Here is a 16,981-nt window from a genome sequence, read left to right as displayed (position 1 = left end):
GCCAACCAATAATACCGATAGAGGTTGGCAATGCAGGAAGTTTTTAAAGTTCGAACGGCAGTATCTAATCCATTGGAACGATTAGAATATCGACTGGAGATGTGTCGATAATCTGTTTCGAATGGGAAATGATTTTATGCCAAAAATCGTGGTGATGGCCACATAGTAGTAGGTCAACGCCATTTACCTCGATGGTATTTTTGAGCTTATCATTCAAATCTCCCGTTCCCACGAATATGTGCTTGATTGGGTGTTTAGCGTAGGCCTCAAACTCTTTCAAATGTTTAACGGAATCTTCATTGATGGGTAGATCGCCTTCATTTCCCTGAATATCAACGAGTTCAGGGTAAATCTCTCCATGCGTGCCGTCGATATAAACAAACGAAATGCCAGCCTCTAGTTTGTTTGCGAAGAAGGTCGCTCGATCAATCAGAATCTTAGTGTCGTCGGACATTTCAACAGCGACCAGAATATGTCGGTATTCCATAATTAAAGCCTCGTGTTATCAGTTATATAACAAGCATAGTTTTTGCTAGCGCAAATGATATCGAAGAGATCTCATATTGCATAAAATCATCATTCAATGATCTTCTAAGCACTATCGTATTTATATCGCTTTGATTGATAAGAAATTTACAAAAGGTTGTTATAGTGGTTGAAGCGCTAGCTTATTCTGTTAGATAGGCTTTACGGTTTAATGCGCCAATAACGAAGAGGCATCAATGACAGCACTACTCACCATTCCCACTAGGACGTTAGGTTTCGACTACGATATTGAGATCCGAGATTGGTCTCAAAAGCTTGTCGGCTTTCATGTGTTTGAAGATGGTCGGCGACCGCTTGATGGGGGCATTGGGCTGAGCCTCAACCTTGTTGAGCAGTTTGACGTGAATGGTCGTTGGTTAGACTCATTGCCTGCGCGTTATCGTGAAATCACCGACGACTTTCCAGAGTATCAATACCAGATGCTTTGGCTTGCAGCAAATACCTATGAAGCCGCGCAATTGCTTGAATTAAGGCCAGTTATTTTGGCTTTGATCTGTATGAAATACAGTGTCGATAACAAGAAAGCATTGGAACTGAGTCGCCTAGGACAAAAGAGAATCTTAGCCAAACTGGGCTTAGATGGCAGTAAAGCGACCCTAAAATTCATCGATAAGCTAGAGCTTAACTACAACGTCGGTGATGAGCTCGACCACATTGTACGAATTCTTGAACCGCTACAAAGACGTGTTCTTAAATTCAAGCACTATTCCAAAGTTGGCTACACAGCGCTTCGTTTGGACCAAGTTCATCCATTTCTAACCGGCAGTCGATTGGGCATTGCGATGGTTGAAGAGGGAAGGCTCAATGCGCCTTCAAAGATGGCCATGTTCCAAGACGCGATTTTACTGGGTCAAGATTTGGAGATGGACGATCCATTACGCGCCATCACAAGTCAAAATTCCTTTGCTATGTTTGAGCAACTGCATGATAGGTGGACAGAACAGCGTCAGTTACGCCGTCTAGAAGGAAATCGGCCTATGGACATGGACATCCCTTATCCGGTTCCTTTACTCGGTAATGACAATATTCATCCGCTTACTGATTACTACGACCTTGAACAAGAGGGCGTGGAACAAAAACATTGCATTGGCGTCTATCACAATCGAATCATGAGTGATCGCTATGTGGTATTCCGCATGTTCAAACCTCAGCGTTTAACCATAGGTTTACGTCGTGTCTCGAGCAAAGCGTTTCCGTTTGAAATTGACCAGATTTGTGGGAAACGAAATGCACCGCCATCCGAGTCTGCTCGCCAAGTTATTCATGATTGGTTAGAAGCGAGTAAGCAAAAGTATCCGAAGCAATAGCTGTGACGTAGAAGGAATAACGGGATGTTTCAACAAGGTGATTTATGCCCGCATTGTGGTTTGATTATTGTGATGCCAACGGATTTGCAAGCCGAATGCTTGGGGTGTGGCGAAGAAATCAATGAAGACCCAGCAGACAGTTACGAAGAAGAAGAGTAGCTTTATCTACACTGATATAAACCAAGGCTAGGATGGCCGAATTACTCCCTTTCAAAGGATGAAAAAAATGCAGAAAGTAATCTTTAGAAATTGTGATGAAAGTTCACCTTGTTGGAGTGAATTAGAAGGCTTATTTCAAAGCCAATGGTCTGATTTCAAGTTTAAAGATACCTATAAAGACAGCGTACAACTTCCCCCAGTAATAACAGTACTTCGCGAGAATGTGGTCATTGGTGGTTTGGCATATTCCCATTTTCAGGAACCTTATCAAGTGCGGGATGTGGTGTGGATCAACGCCGTGTTTGTTGAACCTCAATGGCGCGGCCAAGGAATTGCGAGTGAATTGATTAATCGTGGTGTTGAACAAATGCCAGTTTACTATCAATCTCAATCCTCGAAGGATTCAACGTCTAACTTGTACGCCTATACCAATATTGCGCCTTTGTACCTTTCTCTTGGTTGGTCAATCGTTGAGATTGAAACCGAACCCAATCATCACGTCATGAGCGTTTCGTTTTAGGCTGAATATTCGGAAACAGCCTAACAGCCACGAAACTCTCTGCCTTCCTCATCTATCGGTTTATGAGCGCATTTTCATAAATTCTTAAACTTCGTTGCGACAATATCTTGAATCAACGTCAGATTACCTTCTCTAAATTAAGCTTCTAACTCTCTAAAATATAGGGATAAATTAGTATGACATTCAGTTTAATCTAAATGAAAATCGTTTGCGTTAGCGTTTTTGCAAGTGTATAAAAGCGTGTCTGTTAATGATTTTATGAATATGTTCGTATTTCATTAATTCTTTAGTGAATGATGTGTTTTAAGGTTGAAGGTATGCTCGAAGCAAAGGGACTCGGTTTTAGCGTAGGGGATAAGCAACTGCTCAAGACATTTGATGTGTCGTTTGAGCAAGGAAAAATCTACGCTTTGGTTGGGCATAACGGCTCGGGAAAATCGACTTTATTAAAGTTGTTAGCGAAGCAGCAGCGCGCCACTTCAGGTGATATTTTCCTGAAAAATAAAGCGGTCGCTAAATGGTCTGATAAGGACTTCGCACAACAAATTGCTTACTTACCTCAACATTTACCTGCAACCGACAGTTTATCCGGCAAAGACCTGGTGAGCTTTGGTCGCTACCCTTGGCACGGCTTATTAGGTCGACTTTCAAGTAAAGATAAGCAATACGTTGAAGAGGCGATGCAACTTACCGACACAACGCAATACGCTGATCGTTTGGTGGATACTTTATCGGGTGGTGAACGCCAGCGTGTGTGGCTTGCGATGTTGTTGGCTCAACGCACCAAATACCTTTTGCTGGATGAGCCTTTAGCAGCGCTCGATATTGGTCATCAGATTGAAATGCTGACATTGATTAAGCGCCTGAGTGAAACATTGGAAATTGGCGTGATCATTGTGATACACGACATCAATATGGCTGCACGTTTCTGCGACCATATTATTGCCTTACATAGTGGCGAGCTATTAGTCGAAGGTGAGGTTGATGAGGTGTTCAAAGAATCGACATTGAAAGATATCTATGGTGTGCCTATGCACATTACTCAACACTCTGCGGGTTACCCAGTCGCGATGCCTGGTGATTTGGAGCCAGCATGATGCTTAAACAGTCTTTCCAATCAATATTACATCGCTCGCATGTCACTCGTACTCTTATCTCAAGTGTTGTTATCTCTAGCTTACTGGTGTTTTCTCCACTTTCGTCAGCTAATCAAGATGCGTCTGAGTTGAATGATGACGATCGACCTCGATTAGTTTCCATCGATTGGACTCACACTGAAACGCTTTTGGCGTTGGGCGTTACACCTATTGCTGTCGCGCAAATACCCGATTACAACTCGTGGGTAAAGTCTCCTCAAATTCCCCCAACTGTTGCGGATGTTGGCTTACGAACGCAACCAAACCTTGAACGTATTCATGAGCTCAAACCCGACAAGATATTACTCTCTCCAATGTTTTCAACGTTGGAGACTCAACTAAGCAAAATTGCCCCTGTCACGACCATTGGTTTGTATCGAAGTGGTGATGTCGATTGGTCAGCGTTAGAAACGGTTACTCGAAAGCTAGCAGAGGTCTCTGAGAAACAACCTCAAGCTGAAGTTTTGATTCAGAAAGCGAATGCTGAAATGGATCGTTTAGGATCTCAGCTCCCAAACAATGCGCCTGCAATGTTGATGGTGCAATTCATGGACACTAACCATGTTCGCGTCTTTGGGGACAACAGCCTATACAAAGCTTCAGTAAACAAGATTGGCCTTGAATCAGCATGGAAAGAGCAAACCAACGCTTGGGGTTACAGTTTGGTTGGTGTCGATCAGCTCATTGGTGTTAAAGGACAAATCGTGATCATTTCTCCAATGCCAGCGGGAACAGAAGAGAGCCTTAAAGCAAATCAGTTTTGGCAATACATTGTGAAAGAGTCGGGCTACCCCGCGTTACAAGTACCAGCGGTGTGGAGCTTCGGCGCGATACCTTCTGCAACACGCTTTGCGCGCTTCATTGTCTCTGAATTGAACCAAGGAGACGTGCTATGAGAGTTCTCTTGTTAGGTGTTATGACTCTTTTATTGGTTTCTACACTGGTGTTAATAGGCCAACACCTATCTGTCTCTCAGTTCGGATTGAGCCGACTTTCTAGCTTGTGGAGTGCTGATTTCACTTCTCCAGACTCAGTGAAACTGCATTTGGCTTGGTGGCCGAGGTTATTCACTACATTGCTATCTGGCGCAGCGTTGGCAGTGGCGGGAGTTTTGATGCAACAAGTGCTCAGAAACCCGTTGGCTTCACCGTCTACGTTAGGTGTTGCGAGCGGTTCGAGCTTTGCACTTATGTTAGCGACGCTTTATGCCCCTTGGCTTTTAGAGTGGTCTTATTCGTTGGTGGCACTTGTTGGTGGCGTCACTACGATTGGTTTGGTGTTTGCTTTGTCTTGGCGACGTGCTTTGTCTCCAACCGTAGTGATTGTGTCTGGCTTGGTCGTGAACCTCTATTTTGGCGCTGTGAGTACTGTCTTGTTAATGATGAACCAAGACAAACTGAATGGCTTAATGATTTGGGGTGCTGGTTCATTGGTTCAAACCGGGTGGGAAGATGTTCAGTACTTGGCTCCACGCTTAGCGATTGCGACTCTCATGGCGTTTCTGTTCGTAAAACCACTGAGCTTGCTTCAGTTATCAGAACAGGGCGCTAAGAGCTTAGGTGTTTCGTTACCAAAATTAAGAGTCGCTTGTCTCGGTTTGGCGGTTTTGCTGACGGCTTGGGTTGTGAGTGCTGTCGGTGTTATCGGTTTTGTCGGTTTAGCAGCTCCTGCGTTAGCACGCTTGATGGGTGTGCACCGTTTAGTGCCTAAGTTATTGGTATCTATGCTGTTAGGTGGCTTGTTGTTAAGCCTTACCGATCTGCTTATTCAACAGTTGCCGGGCATCATGTCTATGTTTGTCCCGACAGGGGCTGCAACGGCTGCGTTAGGTGCTCCACTGTTGTTGTGGTTGCTGCCCAAGTTGTCCATGAAAAGTCAGTCACAAACACAAACTGTATTAACGCGTCATAAGGAAGTAGCTTCTCGCTTAAACAAGCATTCAGTGGTATTGGCCAGCTTGTTTATTGCGATGTCGCTGATCGTGTTTAGTTTGTTCTCTGTACAAACTGAAGGTTGGCGTTGGTTATTTCAAACTCAAGACTGGGCAATGCTCGAATGGCGTTTACCTCGATTAACGGCAGCGGCATTAGCGGGCAGCATGTTGGCAGTCGCTGGTACGATCGTTCAGCGTTTGAGTGGCAACCCAATGGCCAGCCCAGAAGTGATTGGTATCAGTTCTGGTACGGCATTAGGTTTGATTCTCGCAATCTTTGCGGGCTTTGGCAGCAGCGTGGTTGGCCTTTATGTCGGTGGCTTTATTGGCGCGGTCTGTACTTTGGGCATCATTGTTGTGCTTAACCAAAAGTCGGGCTTCCAACCGGAAAGAGTACTATTAACAGGCGTTGCGATAACGGCACTGATGAACGCTGTGCAAAGTTTTGTATTGGCAGGCGGTGATCCAAGAAGTTATCAAGTTCTGGCTTGGTTGGCAGGTTCAACGTATTACGTCACCGAGGTAACACTCGTGCCGTTACTGATATCTTCGGTTGTATTTATCTCGTTAGGTTTTCTCTGTGCGCGATGGTTGGATGTGTTGCCATTAGGGCAGGCGAGTGCCCAATCTCTTGGTATCAATGTATCAAGATCTCGAATTCTATTGTTGGTGCTGGTGGCATGTTTAACCGTGAGCGCAACGCTGGTAGTTGGTCCATTAAGCTTTATTGGTTTGATGGCTCCACACATGGCGAGATTATTTGGTTATAGCCGTGCTAAAGAGCACCTGATCTGTTCTTCGTTAATTGGTATGGCACTGATGTTGCTCTCGGATTGGCTTGGTAGACAGTGGCTTTACCCACAAGAGGTCCCAGCAGGATTGGTGGCTTCGATTATCGGTGGCATGTACTTGATGTGGGGTTTGAGAAAGCTATAGCTTAGTTACTTATAGCCATTAGCAATAGCTCATTAACGAGTATCAGCCGAATGAGTTTCTAGAGAATAGGCCCAGAGTAAAACATAGTAATCAGGTTGCTGCGTTGGGTTTATACGGGATTATTTTACTCTTTTAATAATAATGATAATCACAATAATAACTAGTTAGCCATTTCAGCGAAGAAGCTGAACGTATTCTAAAAATGGATACCGGCAATCTTATTGAGTTGAGTAAAGGGAATTTGGCTCAAGCGCACCAAGCACTAGAAAGTGTTGTCGCTTGAGTTTTTAAGAGCCTAGTTAGGTTCAAGAACAAATGATTTAAAAGTAAAAATCATTTGTTCTTTTTTGCAATTGGTTCATAGCCGTATTGAAGGAGAAATATATGAATCGGCACTTTATGCGTACCCCAACAGCACTTGCGGTCGCTTTAGTTATATCGTCAGGAATGGCTCAAGCTAACGAAGATGAAACCGTTGTTGTTATTGGACAGCAACTTGAAGACAGCTCAGTAGGTCCTGATTTTAGTTACGTAGGATTAAGCAGTCGAACAGCAACAAAAACAGACGTTGCGATAGGTGAGACACCACGTGCAATTTCTATTGTTACTCGTGAACAGATGGACGACCGAGCGTCAATCAGTATTGCCGATGCATTACAGTACACGCCTAGTATCCAAGCGAACTATTTTGGTGAAGACAACAAGCAAGATTGGTTTGTTATCCGCGGCTTTAAGCAAGCTAACAGTGGTTTATATCAAGACGGAACGCGTTTGTATTCATCGGGCTTTTACAGCTGGCAAATCGACCCGTTTGGCTTGGAACGAGTAGAAATCTTGCGTGGTCCAGGATCAGCGCTATATGGCCAAACTCCTCCAGGTGGTGTTATTAACGTAATCAGTAAGCGTCCACAGTTTGATGGTGGTTCGGGTAAGTTTGCTATCGAATACGGTACTGATGATCGAAAGCAAATTAGCTTAGATGTGAACTCTGAAGTTAACGATAAAATGGCGTTTCGCCTGCAAGCGCTTGGTCGTAAAAATGGCAGCCGTGTCGATGGTGTAGAAGCTGAACGCATTTTTATCGCTCCTTCTCTGGCTTATAAATTCACAGACGACACAAAAATCACACTGCTAACTAGCTACCAGAAAGATGATTCCGACCCGTACCTCCAGTTCCTACCAATGGAAGGAACGTTAACGTCGAATCCAAATGGAAAAATCAGTGATAGCCGGGCATTGGGAAATACAGATTGGGAGACGTTTGAGCGTGAACAAATCTCGATAGGTTATGAATTTGAACATCACTTTAATGACCGTACCTACTTAATGCAAAACGTTCGTTACAGCCAAATGGACATAAACCTACGTCAAATGTATTACTCGCGGTATATTGGTGACACAGCTCTAGCACCTTACGATCCAACCCGTTCTTCTATTATCCGACAAGCATCGACGGAAGAGGGGACATCCGATGCGTTTAATATCGATAATCGTTTGATCCATAAATTTACAACGGGTTCGGTAGAACACACCTTGTTGACTGGTATTGATTACCAAAGCATCGATATTGATAGTAAAGATTACGCGGCTGATCCAATTATTGGTGACGGAAACCGTCTTCTACCTGTCCCCGGTGTGGGAAATATTCCTAGCCCTATTTTTAACGTGTTCAATCCGTCATATAGCACAAATGTAGCTTTGTTGAATCCAACAACGTTTGCGCCACTTGATGAATCAGATCGTCAAACCACTAAAACGAAAAATAATCAATTAGGCCTCTATTTACAAGACCAAATGATGATTGCGGATAAGTGGGCAGTACAAATCGGTGTTCGTTACGACGATTCCCAAAACAAGACACATAACACGACTACTGGCGCCAAAACTAAGGTCGATAGCGAAGAGTGGACAACCAACTTCGGTGTTGCTTACCTGATGGATAGTGGTTTTACACCTTATGCGAGCTATGCTCAGTCGTTTAACCCTATTATTCAGCTTGACCAAAATGGTAATCCAGCGAAACCGGAACGTGGCGAGCAATATGAAGTGGGTTTGAAATATCAACCGCGTAGTTTTGACGGTTACTTCAACATTGCTGCGTTTGAAGTATCGAAAGAAAACTTAGCACGTCAGGTTGCCGGTCAGCTAACGCAAATTGGTGAAGTTCGTAACCGGGGCCTTGAATTAGAAGCCGTTGCAAACGTGACTGAAGCATTAACTTTGATTGGTAACTTTTCATTCATCGATTCTGAAATAACAGAAGATGCTACAAGCAGCAATGTAGGAAATACGCCGTCACAAATTGCTGACCAACTGGCTTCTGCTTGGGCAAACTATCGTTTCCTAAATGGTCCATTAGATGGCTTAACTATTGGCGCGGGTGCTCGTTATGTTGGTGATTCTTACGCCGACAACACTGAGACGAACAAAGTGTCTTCTTACACATTGTTTGACGCAACATTGAGCTACCGTATTGAAGATTATAAGTTCCAAGTTGCAGCGAAAAACTTAGCAGACAAAGAGTACGTTGCGACGTGTGATTACTATTGTTTCTACGGTGATCGTCGTAACGTCATTGCAAGTGTAACGTACGACTGGTAAGACTTACCAATAAGCACTCAGCCTGTGGGCTGGGTGCGTTTATTAAGTTCATCATTTTTCTCTTTATTAACAATGTTTAATCTTGTTAAATTTTCGTTTGAAAAAGTGCTTATATCGCTTTTAAATCAAACAACTCGCTGTTGATTAAAACGATCTCTACGATTTATTGCAGCAGTTGTTGAGCACAAAGCCTATATTGACTAGAATGACGCACTTTTTTTATTTACGTACATACAGGTAATGAACATGAGCGATACTAATTCAAGACCAGCTTTACCAGATCATCTTGCAGGCAACCCACGCAGCCCACACCACGTGGCTGAGTGTTTCGAATACCCAATCGGCATTCGTCTAAATGGTAAAGAGCGTACTGATGTTGAAGAATACTGCATCAGCGAAGGTTGGGTTAAGATCCCTTCTCCTAAAGCGCTAGATCGTTTTGGTCAGCCAATGCTTATTACTCTTAAAGGCACAGTAGAAGCTTTCTACATCGAAGATTAATCACTTCGTGTAACTCGATAATGTCGAGTACAAAACGCTGTTCATATAGAAGGGTCTAGAGAAATCTAGGTCCTTTTTGTTTGCGTATGATTCCTTAAGTCGACTTTACCACGCGATACCTGCACCAATCGAAAACTCGATGTCTTCACCTTCTGCTTTATCGAAACCTGCGGTCACAACAAAGCCATTATCCATAATATAGGTTGCATCTAAGCCACCGACTTGTTTGGTTGAGCTATCAGAGAACTCGCGGTTATCCAAAGTGACGTCTGTATGGGTACGCTTAATCCCGTAACCGGGAGTGATGTACAAGTTTTCTGTGATTCCAATAGGGGCGTGAAACTGATATTCGTTGTCGCGTTGCTTGTATTCGTATGATTCCTCATCTTCGTTATAAGCCGAGCGAGTAAATTCAATGCCATAACCTATGCTTCCCGGACCACGATATTTGATGTAAGAAGCAGACCAATCTCTCCACCCTCGTTCAGCTGATAGGCCAAATGTTATCGCAGTTTCTTCTTGGTTTTGTTCATTGGCTTGTGCGTTAGACATAGTGAACAGCAAGACAGCGGCTAATGTCAGAAGGGGGAACTTTTTGATGGTCATTGGATCTCTCGCTTATGTATACAAAATATCGGCGAATTCAAAGTACTGAATGCCAGTAAATTAGTAACCTAGTCCGGATCTTCCTTGAGCTTTTTAGTTATGTATTCTTGGTTGATGCTTGATCGGCATCCTCTTGGATTTGAGGATGCCTTTTTGATATGGGATTGGTGATAAGTATTACTTCAAAGTACGTAGCTTATTAACCTGCATTTTTGCTCGCACTTTGGTGGCTTGTGCTTGCGACGGCAAGTTGTCTTTAACCTTGTTTTTAATGTCTGCGACAGGGATGAAGTTCCACTGACCGTCGTGATACTTAACCACAAATGTTTCACGGTTCATTTCTTCACGGAACACCCAAACACCATCGTCGAGACGCTTAAAGTCACCAACTACATTGCCGTTCGTACCTCGAATAGTCCAAAAGGTATGTTCAGTATCAAGATAAGACTTCTGCTCACCTGAGATCATCTTGTCTCCAGAGCTAACTTTGACATAGTTATCACGAATGATGATTTCACCAACACGCTTATCATCCACGTAGATGCTGTATAGCGTTTCGTTATCATCAGAACGTTGTTTTACGGCGCTTATATGAGCTTCACCTGTGTCTTTATTAAAAAATGGTACATCACCGATATCTGGGATGTAGACGAAGCCTAGATCAGCTTGTTCAATGGTATCAGCAATATTTTTTGAATCGTCTTTGCCGTATCCAGGGTCGATATTATCAAACCCATTGTCGACATCACTATCAGAGTCGCCGTTTCCAAAACCTGGGTCAATATTTTCGAAACCGTAATCACCATCAAATTGAGGTTGTGCCGGTTCAGAACCACCGCCAGATGAACAACCTGCTAAAACAGCAGTAAGAACGAGTGCGATAAGTGATTTGTTCATGATATTTCCTATCGTTATTTAATTTCGTAAAGGCAATGTGTGGCTAACCAATCCCACTAGTCGCTGGCCTAACGTACTTAACGCTGTAGGGCTGCTGCATTGCTTGAGGTTGTACGATACGTAAAAATCGATGTTGGATAAATAAACTGAACAATAGATTTAACATCACGATTGGTTATGTGTTGTGACTTCGAAAGAATGCTGGTGGGTATGGATAGTGGGCGAAAACTGAGCGTGTAATCGTCTTGCTATGTGGATCTTGAGTGGCTTCAATAGTTCATTAACTGGACAACGTCATACTAATAAACAACAGAGGCAGGTATATCCTGCTTCTGTTTTATTTGGTATCTATTGACAAACATTCCCACCAATATTCTTCTTTCTCAGCCCACATTTTGATATTCACTCGGTTTACAGCAATAACCTGACTTGATAGGTTACTCCCAATGCAGCCAGATGCTTAATCTATAAGTATTTATCGGCTCAACCTAATATTGAATTTGGAAAGATCATGGAAGAAAGAAGCAAAGCTTATCTTGATAGCTACCTCAACACATTGCCAGCAGACGTTGCTTCGCAATACACCTCTTTTAGTGCCGACTATTACTGTGCTGATGAATACAACGCCAACCTCTGCGCTCAGTTAATTCTCAAGGGTGAAAAACGAGCGTCCTGCGGCCTTGAATACTGGTATACCCATGAAGGTGAGACGAGACCAGTCGTTGGTCACTTGCAAGTCGTCACCGATTGGGATGGTAAGCCAGTTTGCATTGTAGAGATCACGTCGGTGTCGTCGTGCCAATACAACGAAGTGACCGCTGAGTTTGCTGCTGCAGAAGGCGAGGGTGACAAAACACTAGAATGGTGGAGAGAAGCTCACTGGAATTTCTTCTCAAGTGAATGTGAAGAGCTCAAGATCTCACCAAGTGAAGACATGTTACTTATGTTGGAGCGTTTCAAAGTGGTTTATCAATAGTGAAGTCCCTGTGAGTGCTATGTTGAATCTCGAGGTATGGCACTTTAGTCTTTATTTGAACAATACAAGATAACTAACAATCACAAGGAGAGTGATGTGAAAATAGCGATATTGGATGACTACCAGAACGTTGTAAAAGACCTCGATTGCTTCAACAAACTCGAACAACACGATGTCACGGTATTTACCGAGACTTACTTAGAGCAAGAGCTCGTCGCTAAGTTGGTCCCGTTTGAAGCCATTGTGCTCATTCGTGAAAGAACCGAGATCACCGAATCTCTGTTATCGCAGCTCCCAAACCTTAAGCTTATTAGCCAGACGGGCAAAGTGAGTAACCATATCGACCCGCAAATGTGCGAACGATTTGGTGTTACCGTTTTAGAAGGCCGAGGCTCGCCAGTTGCGCCCTCTGAGTTATGTTGGGCGTTGATTATGGCCGCCTCTCGTCATATTCCTACTTATGCATCAAACCTGAAACAGAATCAATGGCAAGATTCAGGCTCACTCGGCCTAGGCAGAACGTTGAAGGGCTTGAAGCTAGGTATTTGGGGCTACGGTAAGATCGGCAAATGCATTGCACAATATGCCAAAGCGTTTGGGATGTCTGTTGTGGTATGGGGGAGCCAAACCTCACGAGATCAAGCACAAGCAGATGGCTTCAAAGCTGCTACAACCAAAAAAGACTTCTTTCGAGAAGTTGATGTGCTCTCCTTGCACTTACGTTTGAATGATGTCACGAGAGGATGTGTTACAGCACGAGACCTGAGCTTGATGAAACTGAACTCACTGTTTGTGAACATCAGTCGTGCCGAGTTAGTCGAACCGATGGCCTTGTATCATGAACTACGTGGCGTACCGACCAAAACAGCCGCTATTGATGTGTTTGATTGTGAGCCTGCAACAGAGAACACTGAACCGTTACTATCTCTGCCTAACGTCACTGCGACCCCACATTTGGGCTATGTTGAACAAAATAGCTACGAACTCTACTTCGATATCGCCTTCGACAACATTCTGTCCTATCAAAAAGATAGCTTGTAGAAGAGTTATGACCAATGCAGGAGGCAAGATGAACAAGACGACAAAGCTAATCGAATTAACAGAAATAGTCTTATTCGACTGGGGCAATACGCTGATGGTCGATTTCCCAGACGCACAAGGGAAGATGTGTGACTGGGAAATCGTACAAGAAGTGAGTGGTGCTCGTGCATTACTGGCTGAACTCTCCAAAAATCATCAAGTCTACGTTGCCACCAATGCTGGTGATTCCAGTAAAGACGACATCATTCGTGCCTTCGAGCGTGTTGGCCTGTCTCAATATATCTTGGGTTACTTTTGTAAGGCGAGCATTGGCTTTTCTAAGTTCGATTCGGGCTTTTATCCTGCCATCATTTCCAAACTCGGTGTAGCACCACAAGATATCACCATGGTGGGTGACACCTTAGACAAAGACATTTACCCAGCACTTGAAGCGGGTTTGAAAGCGGTGTGGTTGAACACGGAGGGCGCTGATCTTAAGTCAGGGCATCCGAATGTCATGCAAGTTCAATCCCTAAGCGAACTGTTGGAGAAGTACCATGGATGATCACTCTGAGATCTGGCGTCAGTATTACCAAAAAGCACTAAGCAAACCTCATTTAAAGAGAACTGAATTCGCAATCAAACTGAATGAGTCAGGCTTAAATGTTGCGATTGATTGTGGTTGTGGAACAGGTAGTGACATCGCCTTTTTAGAACAACAAGCGTATCAAGTGTATGGCTTCGACGTTAATCCTGATTCGATTGCTATATGTCGGGATCGTTTTGGTCGCAAATCTTTGGTCAAAATATCTGAAAGTGGATTTGAACACTATGATTACCCTAAATCTGGCGTAGTGATTGCCAATTCGAGTCTGTTTTTTGCTGACCCAACCCGTTTTGACGGGGTTTGGCACAATATTGAAAACTGTCTTGAAATCGGTGGTGTATTCGCAGGCGATTTCATGGGCGTCGATGACAGTTGGGCACATGGCTATCGAACCCCAACAACGCCGTTAACAAAAGCCAAAGTACTTAGCTTATTCAACGACTTTGAGATAGTACGATTCCATGAGCGAGACGAACAAGCACTCACGTCGCTGGGTAGGGTGAAGCATTGGCACACTTACTCGGTCGTTGCGATTAAACGCCGTTAAAATGTCAGTAACTAAAACTCGTTCGGATGCTTGTCTGTTTTGACGCCAACGTCTCATCTCTTTGCTGTCTAATCCTCTAAGCTAAGTCTAGTTTCCACTATGAGGGCTAGGCTATGAGTATCGAACGTCACGGAATATCGGTTGGAATTGAACGTGTTAGCGGTGAAACCATCGTTGTGTTTAAAGCGAAAGGCAAACTCACACACGATGACTATCAGGCAATGATGCCAATTCTAAATACCACGCTAGAAGAACTCGATTCATCTAAACTCAAGATGCTGGTCGACATCTCCACCTTAACGGGTTGGGAGTTACGTGCTGCTTGGGATGATTTCAAACTGGGATTAGAGCTCAATTCGAAGATAGACAAAATCGCGATTTATGGTGATAAAAGCTGGCAAGAATTCGCTTCAAAAGTAGGGAGTTGGTTTGTGTCTGGTGAGATTAAGTCATTCGAAGACCACGACTCTGCGCTTAAGTGGTTGGTCGATTGATAATATTCGCGAACAGCTAACGAACAATCAGTAAACATCGCGAATGACAGTTGACGAGCATTGTCTCGAACGCTGTCATTTTTCGGTTTGGCGATGATATTTCCTATTCGATTCAATAGAGTATATTCATTGCAGCGTGTAACATACCAAGGCTTTGTTTGGTCGCGACTAATGGTGTGGCTAGATTCAGTAATAATGAGAACTAAAACAGAAATAAGGTCTAACGACATGCATAAGGTAATTGATAAGCTGGCTTGGATATTCATCAAAGACGGCAAGCTGTTGATGGTCAGATCAAAAGGCAAAGAACTGTTCTATCTACCGGGTGGTAAGCGTGAAGCTGGTGAAAGTGATGAACAAGCACTGGTTCGCGAAATCAAAGAAGAGATCTCAGTCGATTTAGTGCCTGATTCCATCAAATACGTCGAGACGTTTACAGGCCAAGCTGATGGCAAAGCGGAAGGCGTATCAGTGCAATTGACTTGTTATCTTGCTGACTATACTGGTGAATTGTCTCCAGATGCCGAAATCGAAGAGCTTAAGTTAGTTGATGGCAACGACAGAGCAGTATGTTCATTGGCAGCACTGGTTGCGCTTGATTGGTTAGAAGCGAACCAGTATTTGGCTTAAGGTTTTAGCGGCTATTAACTAATGCTGAAGATTGATCTTCAAGAGATCATCGCTTACGAATAGCTTGAAGGGCGGCTGTCTTTCATCAATAGGTCGAGTTTCCTTTGAGCTTTCTTCGTGTCTTGTAAATCCACCACCTCAATCATTTCACACTCATCTCGTACCATCTCATTAATTAGGCTTGGGTAGTGTCGGCAATCTTCTGGTCGGTCTAAGTAAATACTACATGTATACTTGGCTTGAGCTTTGGTGTCTTTCGTCGGAACCAGCTCCAGAAAAGGGCAGCGAGTTAAACGTTCGCCAGATTCAGGGTCGAACCAGATCTCGCTTCCTCGAACATATTCAAAGATGTCTGGGTTGAACAGCTCCCACAAATCGATCTCTTCTTGAGTTGCGGCAAGGTCACCATCTCCGTATTTGATACAGCATTTCCCGCATTGATTACAATTTTTCATTAGTGACTTCATTGGTTGGTGAGCTTTTATCATTTTACCACTGATAGGCGTGGCACGTTGACTTTGTTGTTCATGGTTAAGCCGTTACGGGGCGAGAACATGGAATGGCGGCGCTTAAAAACAATTTATCTATGCACCACCACTCCAATCAAAGCTGTAAACAGTGATACAATTTGCGCCTAGCAAGTTATTAAAACAAGGCATAAAAATGAGAACCGTATACACCACCGAAGGCAACATCAACGCAAAGAAACAAAAAGAGGCTTACCCCAAGCTCGCTTTATGTGACAAGTGCGTTGGTGACTATGTGGTTATCGAGCAAGGTGAACGAACTTACAAGCCTTGTGCTAAATGTGGTGCCGACGATTAATGCGCCTTGATAAATACCTTTGTAAAAGCACAGAACTAACAAAACTCGAAGCCGTTCAGCGAATCCAAAACGGTGAGGTGAGTGTGAACAGTGTGGTTGTGCTAGACGAGTCTACTCAGATTCATGAAAGTAACGCTATCCTGCTTAATGGTGATGCATTAACGCTACGAGAGTTTAGATACATCTTAATGCACAAGCCTGCGGGCACCATCTGTTCCAATATCGACGAAGTGTACCCATCGCTTTTCAATTACCTAGAGTTAGAGAAAGCATCAGAACTGCATATCGCAGGGCGCTTAGATGCCGACACTACAGGCTTAGTCTTGATTACTGATGACGGGCGCTGGTCATTCAACATCACACTGCCAACCAAGTCATGTAAGAAGGTGTACCGCGTGACATTGTCACGAGATATCAAAGACGATGTCGCTGATAAGTTCAAAGCGGGCATTCCATTGCAAGGCGAACAAAAACTGACGCGTCCGGCAGAGCTCGAAGTGATTACCAGTAAAGAGGTGCTGTTGACCATTACAGAAGGTAAGTTTCATCAAGTTAAACGAATGTTTGCCGCGGTAGGTAATCGAGTTGTTGGCCTTCACCGTGAACAGATTGGTGATGTTCGTTTAGATGTTGAAGCAGGTCAGTGGCGTTACTTAACCCAAGCCGAAGTCGACTCATTTCAGCAGGGCTCAGAATAAACGTTTTAATCGTTTAAAGCGTGTCAGCACAAGAATATCAAC

The 16,981-nt window shown here is 43.8% G+C and carries 20 protein-coding genes; 16 read left to right on the top strand and 4 right to left on the bottom strand.

Features of this window, described 5'->3' with window-relative positions:
• Positions 1-64: 64 nt before the first annotated feature.
• Entirely contained in the window at positions 65-487 is a 423-nt protein-coding gene (locus OCV30_RS08115; RefSeq protein WP_012604051.1) for a universal stress protein, read from the bottom strand.
• Between the two features lie 235 nt (positions 488-722).
• On the opposite strand from OCV30_RS08115, the gene OCV30_RS08110 reads away from it, so the two are divergent.
• The 8 genes from OCV30_RS08110 to OCV30_RS08075 all read left to right on the top strand — a co-directional run bounded on the left by OCV30_RS08110 (position 723) and on the right by OCV30_RS08075 (position 9,639).
• Positions 723-1,853 (top strand): PcfJ domain-containing protein, encoded by a 1,131-nt coding sequence (locus OCV30_RS08110; RefSeq protein ID WP_065679665.1) that lies wholly within the window; start codon positions 723-725, stop codon positions 1,851-1,853.
• Between the two features lie 24 nt (positions 1,854-1,877).
• Positions 1,878-2,012 (top strand): hypothetical protein, encoded by a 135-nt coding sequence (locus tag OCV30_RS08105; RefSeq protein WP_017107965.1) that lies wholly within the window; start codon positions 1,878-1,880, stop codon positions 2,010-2,012.
• A 67-nt stretch (positions 2,013-2,079) separates the two neighbouring features.
• Positions 2,080-2,532 carry a GNAT family N-acetyltransferase gene (locus OCV30_RS08100; protein WP_065679666.1) on the top strand — a complete coding sequence of 151 codons (453 nt, stop codon included), beginning with the start codon at positions 2,080-2,082 and terminating at the stop codon, positions 2,530-2,532.
• A 317-nt stretch (positions 2,533-2,849) separates the two neighbouring features.
• Positions 2,850-3,629 carry an ABC transporter ATP-binding protein gene (locus tag OCV30_RS08095; RefSeq protein ID WP_065679683.1) on the top strand — a complete coding sequence of 260 codons (780 nt, stop codon included), beginning with the start codon at positions 2,850-2,852 and terminating at the stop codon, positions 3,627-3,629.
• Positions 3,626-4,564: an ABC transporter substrate-binding protein gene (locus OCV30_RS08090; RefSeq protein ID WP_065679667.1), complete on the top strand. Its 939-nt coding sequence runs from the start codon at positions 3,626-3,628 to the stop codon at positions 4,562-4,564. Before OCV30_RS08095 ends, OCV30_RS08090 begins: the two co-directional genes overlap by 4 nt.
• A complete protein-coding gene (gene fhuB, locus OCV30_RS08085; RefSeq protein WP_065679668.1) occupies positions 4,561-6,537 on the top strand; it encodes a Fe(3+)-hydroxamate ABC transporter permease FhuB in 1,977 nt (658 codons plus the stop codon). Before OCV30_RS08090 ends, fhuB begins: the two co-directional genes overlap by 4 nt.
• 399 nt (positions 6,538-6,936) lie before the next feature.
• On the top strand, positions 6,937-9,138 hold the full coding sequence (locus tag OCV30_RS08080; protein ID WP_065679669.1) for a TonB-dependent siderophore receptor: 2,202 nt from the start codon (positions 6,937-6,939) through the stop codon (positions 9,136-9,138).
• Positions 9,139-9,384: 246 nt separating this feature from the next.
• Positions 9,385-9,639 (top strand): DUF3297 family protein, encoded by a 255-nt coding sequence (locus OCV30_RS08075; protein ID WP_029223190.1) that lies wholly within the window; start codon positions 9,385-9,387, stop codon positions 9,637-9,639.
• A gap of 105 nt (positions 9,640-9,744) precedes the next feature.
• Here the strand turns inward: OCV30_RS08075 and OCV30_RS08070 are convergent, their stop codons facing one another.
• Together OCV30_RS08070 and OCV30_RS08065 are read right to left on the bottom strand one after the other, a co-directional pair.
• Positions 9,745-10,245 (bottom strand): hypothetical protein, encoded by a 501-nt coding sequence (locus OCV30_RS08070; protein ID WP_065679670.1) that lies wholly within the window; start codon positions 10,243-10,245, stop codon positions 9,745-9,747.
• 177 nt (positions 10,246-10,422) lie between these two features.
• Positions 10,423-11,142 (bottom strand): membrane lipoprotein lipid attachment site-containing protein, encoded by a 720-nt coding sequence (locus OCV30_RS08065; RefSeq protein WP_065679671.1) that lies wholly within the window; start codon positions 11,140-11,142, stop codon positions 10,423-10,425.
• 511 nt (positions 11,143-11,653) lie between these two features.
• Here OCV30_RS08065 and OCV30_RS08060 point away from each other — a divergent pair.
• The 6 genes from OCV30_RS08060 to OCV30_RS08035 all read left to right on the top strand — a co-directional run bounded on the left by OCV30_RS08060 (position 11,654) and on the right by OCV30_RS08035 (position 15,416).
• Positions 11,654-12,118: an ASCH domain-containing protein gene (locus OCV30_RS08060; RefSeq protein WP_065679672.1), complete on the top strand. Its 465-nt coding sequence runs from the start codon at positions 11,654-11,656 to the stop codon at positions 12,116-12,118.
• 96 nt (positions 12,119-12,214) lie between these two features.
• Positions 12,215-13,159 (top strand): D-2-hydroxyacid dehydrogenase family protein, encoded by a 945-nt coding sequence (locus OCV30_RS08055; protein ID WP_065679673.1) that lies wholly within the window; start codon positions 12,215-12,217, stop codon positions 13,157-13,159.
• Positions 13,160-13,187: 28 nt separating this feature from the next.
• On the top strand, positions 13,188-13,703 hold the full coding sequence (locus OCV30_RS08050; protein WP_065679674.1) for an HAD family hydrolase: 516 nt from the start codon (positions 13,188-13,190) through the stop codon (positions 13,701-13,703).
• Entirely contained in the window at positions 13,696-14,292 is a 597-nt protein-coding gene (locus OCV30_RS08045; protein ID WP_065679675.1) for a class I SAM-dependent methyltransferase, read from the top strand. Before OCV30_RS08050 ends, OCV30_RS08045 begins: the two co-directional genes overlap by 8 nt.
• A 113-nt stretch (positions 14,293-14,405) precedes the next feature.
• A complete protein-coding gene (locus OCV30_RS08040) occupies positions 14,406-14,786 on the top strand; it encodes a SpoIIAA family protein (protein WP_017057365.1) in 381 nt (126 codons plus the stop codon).
• 228 nt (positions 14,787-15,014) lie between these two features.
• A complete protein-coding gene (locus OCV30_RS08035) occupies positions 15,015-15,416 on the top strand; it encodes an NUDIX hydrolase (RefSeq protein ID WP_065679676.1) in 402 nt (133 codons plus the stop codon).
• A 53-nt stretch (positions 15,417-15,469) separates the two neighbouring features.
• Here the strand turns inward: OCV30_RS08035 and OCV30_RS08030 are convergent, their stop codons facing one another.
• Entirely contained in the window at positions 15,470-15,871 is a 402-nt protein-coding gene (locus OCV30_RS08030) for a YkgJ family cysteine cluster protein (protein WP_004733901.1), read from the bottom strand.
• Between the two features lie 208 nt (positions 15,872-16,079).
• On the opposite strand from OCV30_RS08030, the gene OCV30_RS08025 reads away from it, so the two are divergent.
• Both OCV30_RS08025 and OCV30_RS08020 read left to right on the top strand, forming a co-directional pair.
• Positions 16,080-16,241, top strand: coding sequence for a hypothetical protein (locus OCV30_RS08025; protein WP_017059212.1), 162 nt, complete (start codon positions 16,080-16,082; stop codon positions 16,239-16,241).
• The gene (locus tag OCV30_RS08020) at positions 16,241-16,939 is read left to right on the top strand and encodes a pseudouridine synthase (protein ID WP_065679677.1); all 699 of its coding nucleotides are present in this window, start codon (positions 16,241-16,243) and stop codon (positions 16,937-16,939) included. The genes OCV30_RS08025 and OCV30_RS08020 overlap by 1 nt, the downstream gene beginning before the upstream one ends.
• Positions 16,940-16,981: the final 42 nt, after the last annotated feature.

Origin of the sequence: Vibrio atlanticus (assembly GCF_024347315.1) — a bacterium.
Taxonomy (GTDB): Bacteria; Pseudomonadota; Gammaproteobacteria; order Enterobacterales; family Vibrionaceae; genus Vibrio; species Vibrio atlanticus.
Note: the sequence above shows the minus strand (reverse complement) of the source record. Positions and strands in the feature narration are given on the sequence as shown.

Excerpts from the sequence above, each read along its gene's own strand:
- OCV30_RS08115 (WP_012604051.1), bottom strand. The coding sequence starts at position 487 with ATGGAATACCGACATATTCTGGTCGCTGTTGAAATGTCCGACGACACT.
- OCV30_RS08110 (WP_065679665.1), top strand. The coding sequence starts at position 723 with ATGACAGCACTACTCACCATTCCCACTAGGACGTTAGGTTTCGACTAC.
- OCV30_RS08105 (WP_017107965.1), top strand. The coding sequence starts at position 1,878 with ATGTTTCAACAAGGTGATTTATGCCCGCATTGTGGTTTGATTATTGTG.
- OCV30_RS08100 (WP_065679666.1), top strand. The coding sequence starts at position 2,080 with ATGCAGAAAGTAATCTTTAGAAATTGTGATGAAAGTTCACCTTGTTGG.
- OCV30_RS08095 (WP_065679683.1), top strand. The coding sequence starts at position 2,850 with ATGCTCGAAGCAAAGGGACTCGGTTTTAGCGTAGGGGATAAGCAACTG.
- OCV30_RS08090 (WP_065679667.1), top strand. The coding sequence starts at position 3,626 with ATGATGCTTAAACAGTCTTTCCAATCAATATTACATCGCTCGCATGTC.
- fhuB (WP_065679668.1), top strand. The coding sequence starts at position 4,561 with ATGAGAGTTCTCTTGTTAGGTGTTATGACTCTTTTATTGGTTTCTACA.
- OCV30_RS08080 (WP_065679669.1), top strand. The coding sequence starts at position 6,937 with ATGCGTACCCCAACAGCACTTGCGGTCGCTTTAGTTATATCGTCAGGA.
- OCV30_RS08075 (WP_029223190.1), top strand. The coding sequence starts at position 9,385 with ATGAGCGATACTAATTCAAGACCAGCTTTACCAGATCATCTTGCAGGC.
- OCV30_RS08070 (WP_065679670.1), bottom strand. The coding sequence starts at position 10,245 with ATGACCATCAAAAAGTTCCCCCTTCTGACATTAGCCGCTGTCTTGCTG.
- OCV30_RS08065 (WP_065679671.1), bottom strand. The coding sequence starts at position 11,142 with ATGAACAAATCACTTATCGCACTCGTTCTTACTGCTGTTTTAGCAGGT.
- OCV30_RS08060 (WP_065679672.1), top strand. The coding sequence starts at position 11,654 with ATGGAAGAAAGAAGCAAAGCTTATCTTGATAGCTACCTCAACACATTG.
- OCV30_RS08050 (WP_065679674.1), top strand. The coding sequence starts at position 13,188 with ATGAACAAGACGACAAAGCTAATCGAATTAACAGAAATAGTCTTATTC.
- OCV30_RS08045 (WP_065679675.1), top strand. The coding sequence starts at position 13,696 with ATGGATGATCACTCTGAGATCTGGCGTCAGTATTACCAAAAAGCACTA.
- OCV30_RS08040 (WP_017057365.1), top strand. The coding sequence starts at position 14,406 with ATGAGTATCGAACGTCACGGAATATCGGTTGGAATTGAACGTGTTAGC.
- OCV30_RS08035 (WP_065679676.1), top strand. The coding sequence starts at position 15,015 with ATGCATAAGGTAATTGATAAGCTGGCTTGGATATTCATCAAAGACGGC.
- OCV30_RS08030 (WP_004733901.1), bottom strand. The coding sequence starts at position 15,871 with ATGAAAAATTGTAATCAATGCGGGAAATGCTGTATCAAATACGGAGAT.
- OCV30_RS08025 (WP_017059212.1), top strand. The coding sequence starts at position 16,080 with ATGAGAACCGTATACACCACCGAAGGCAACATCAACGCAAAGAAACAA.
- OCV30_RS08020 (WP_065679677.1), top strand. The coding sequence starts at position 16,241 with ATGCGCCTTGATAAATACCTTTGTAAAAGCACAGAACTAACAAAACTC.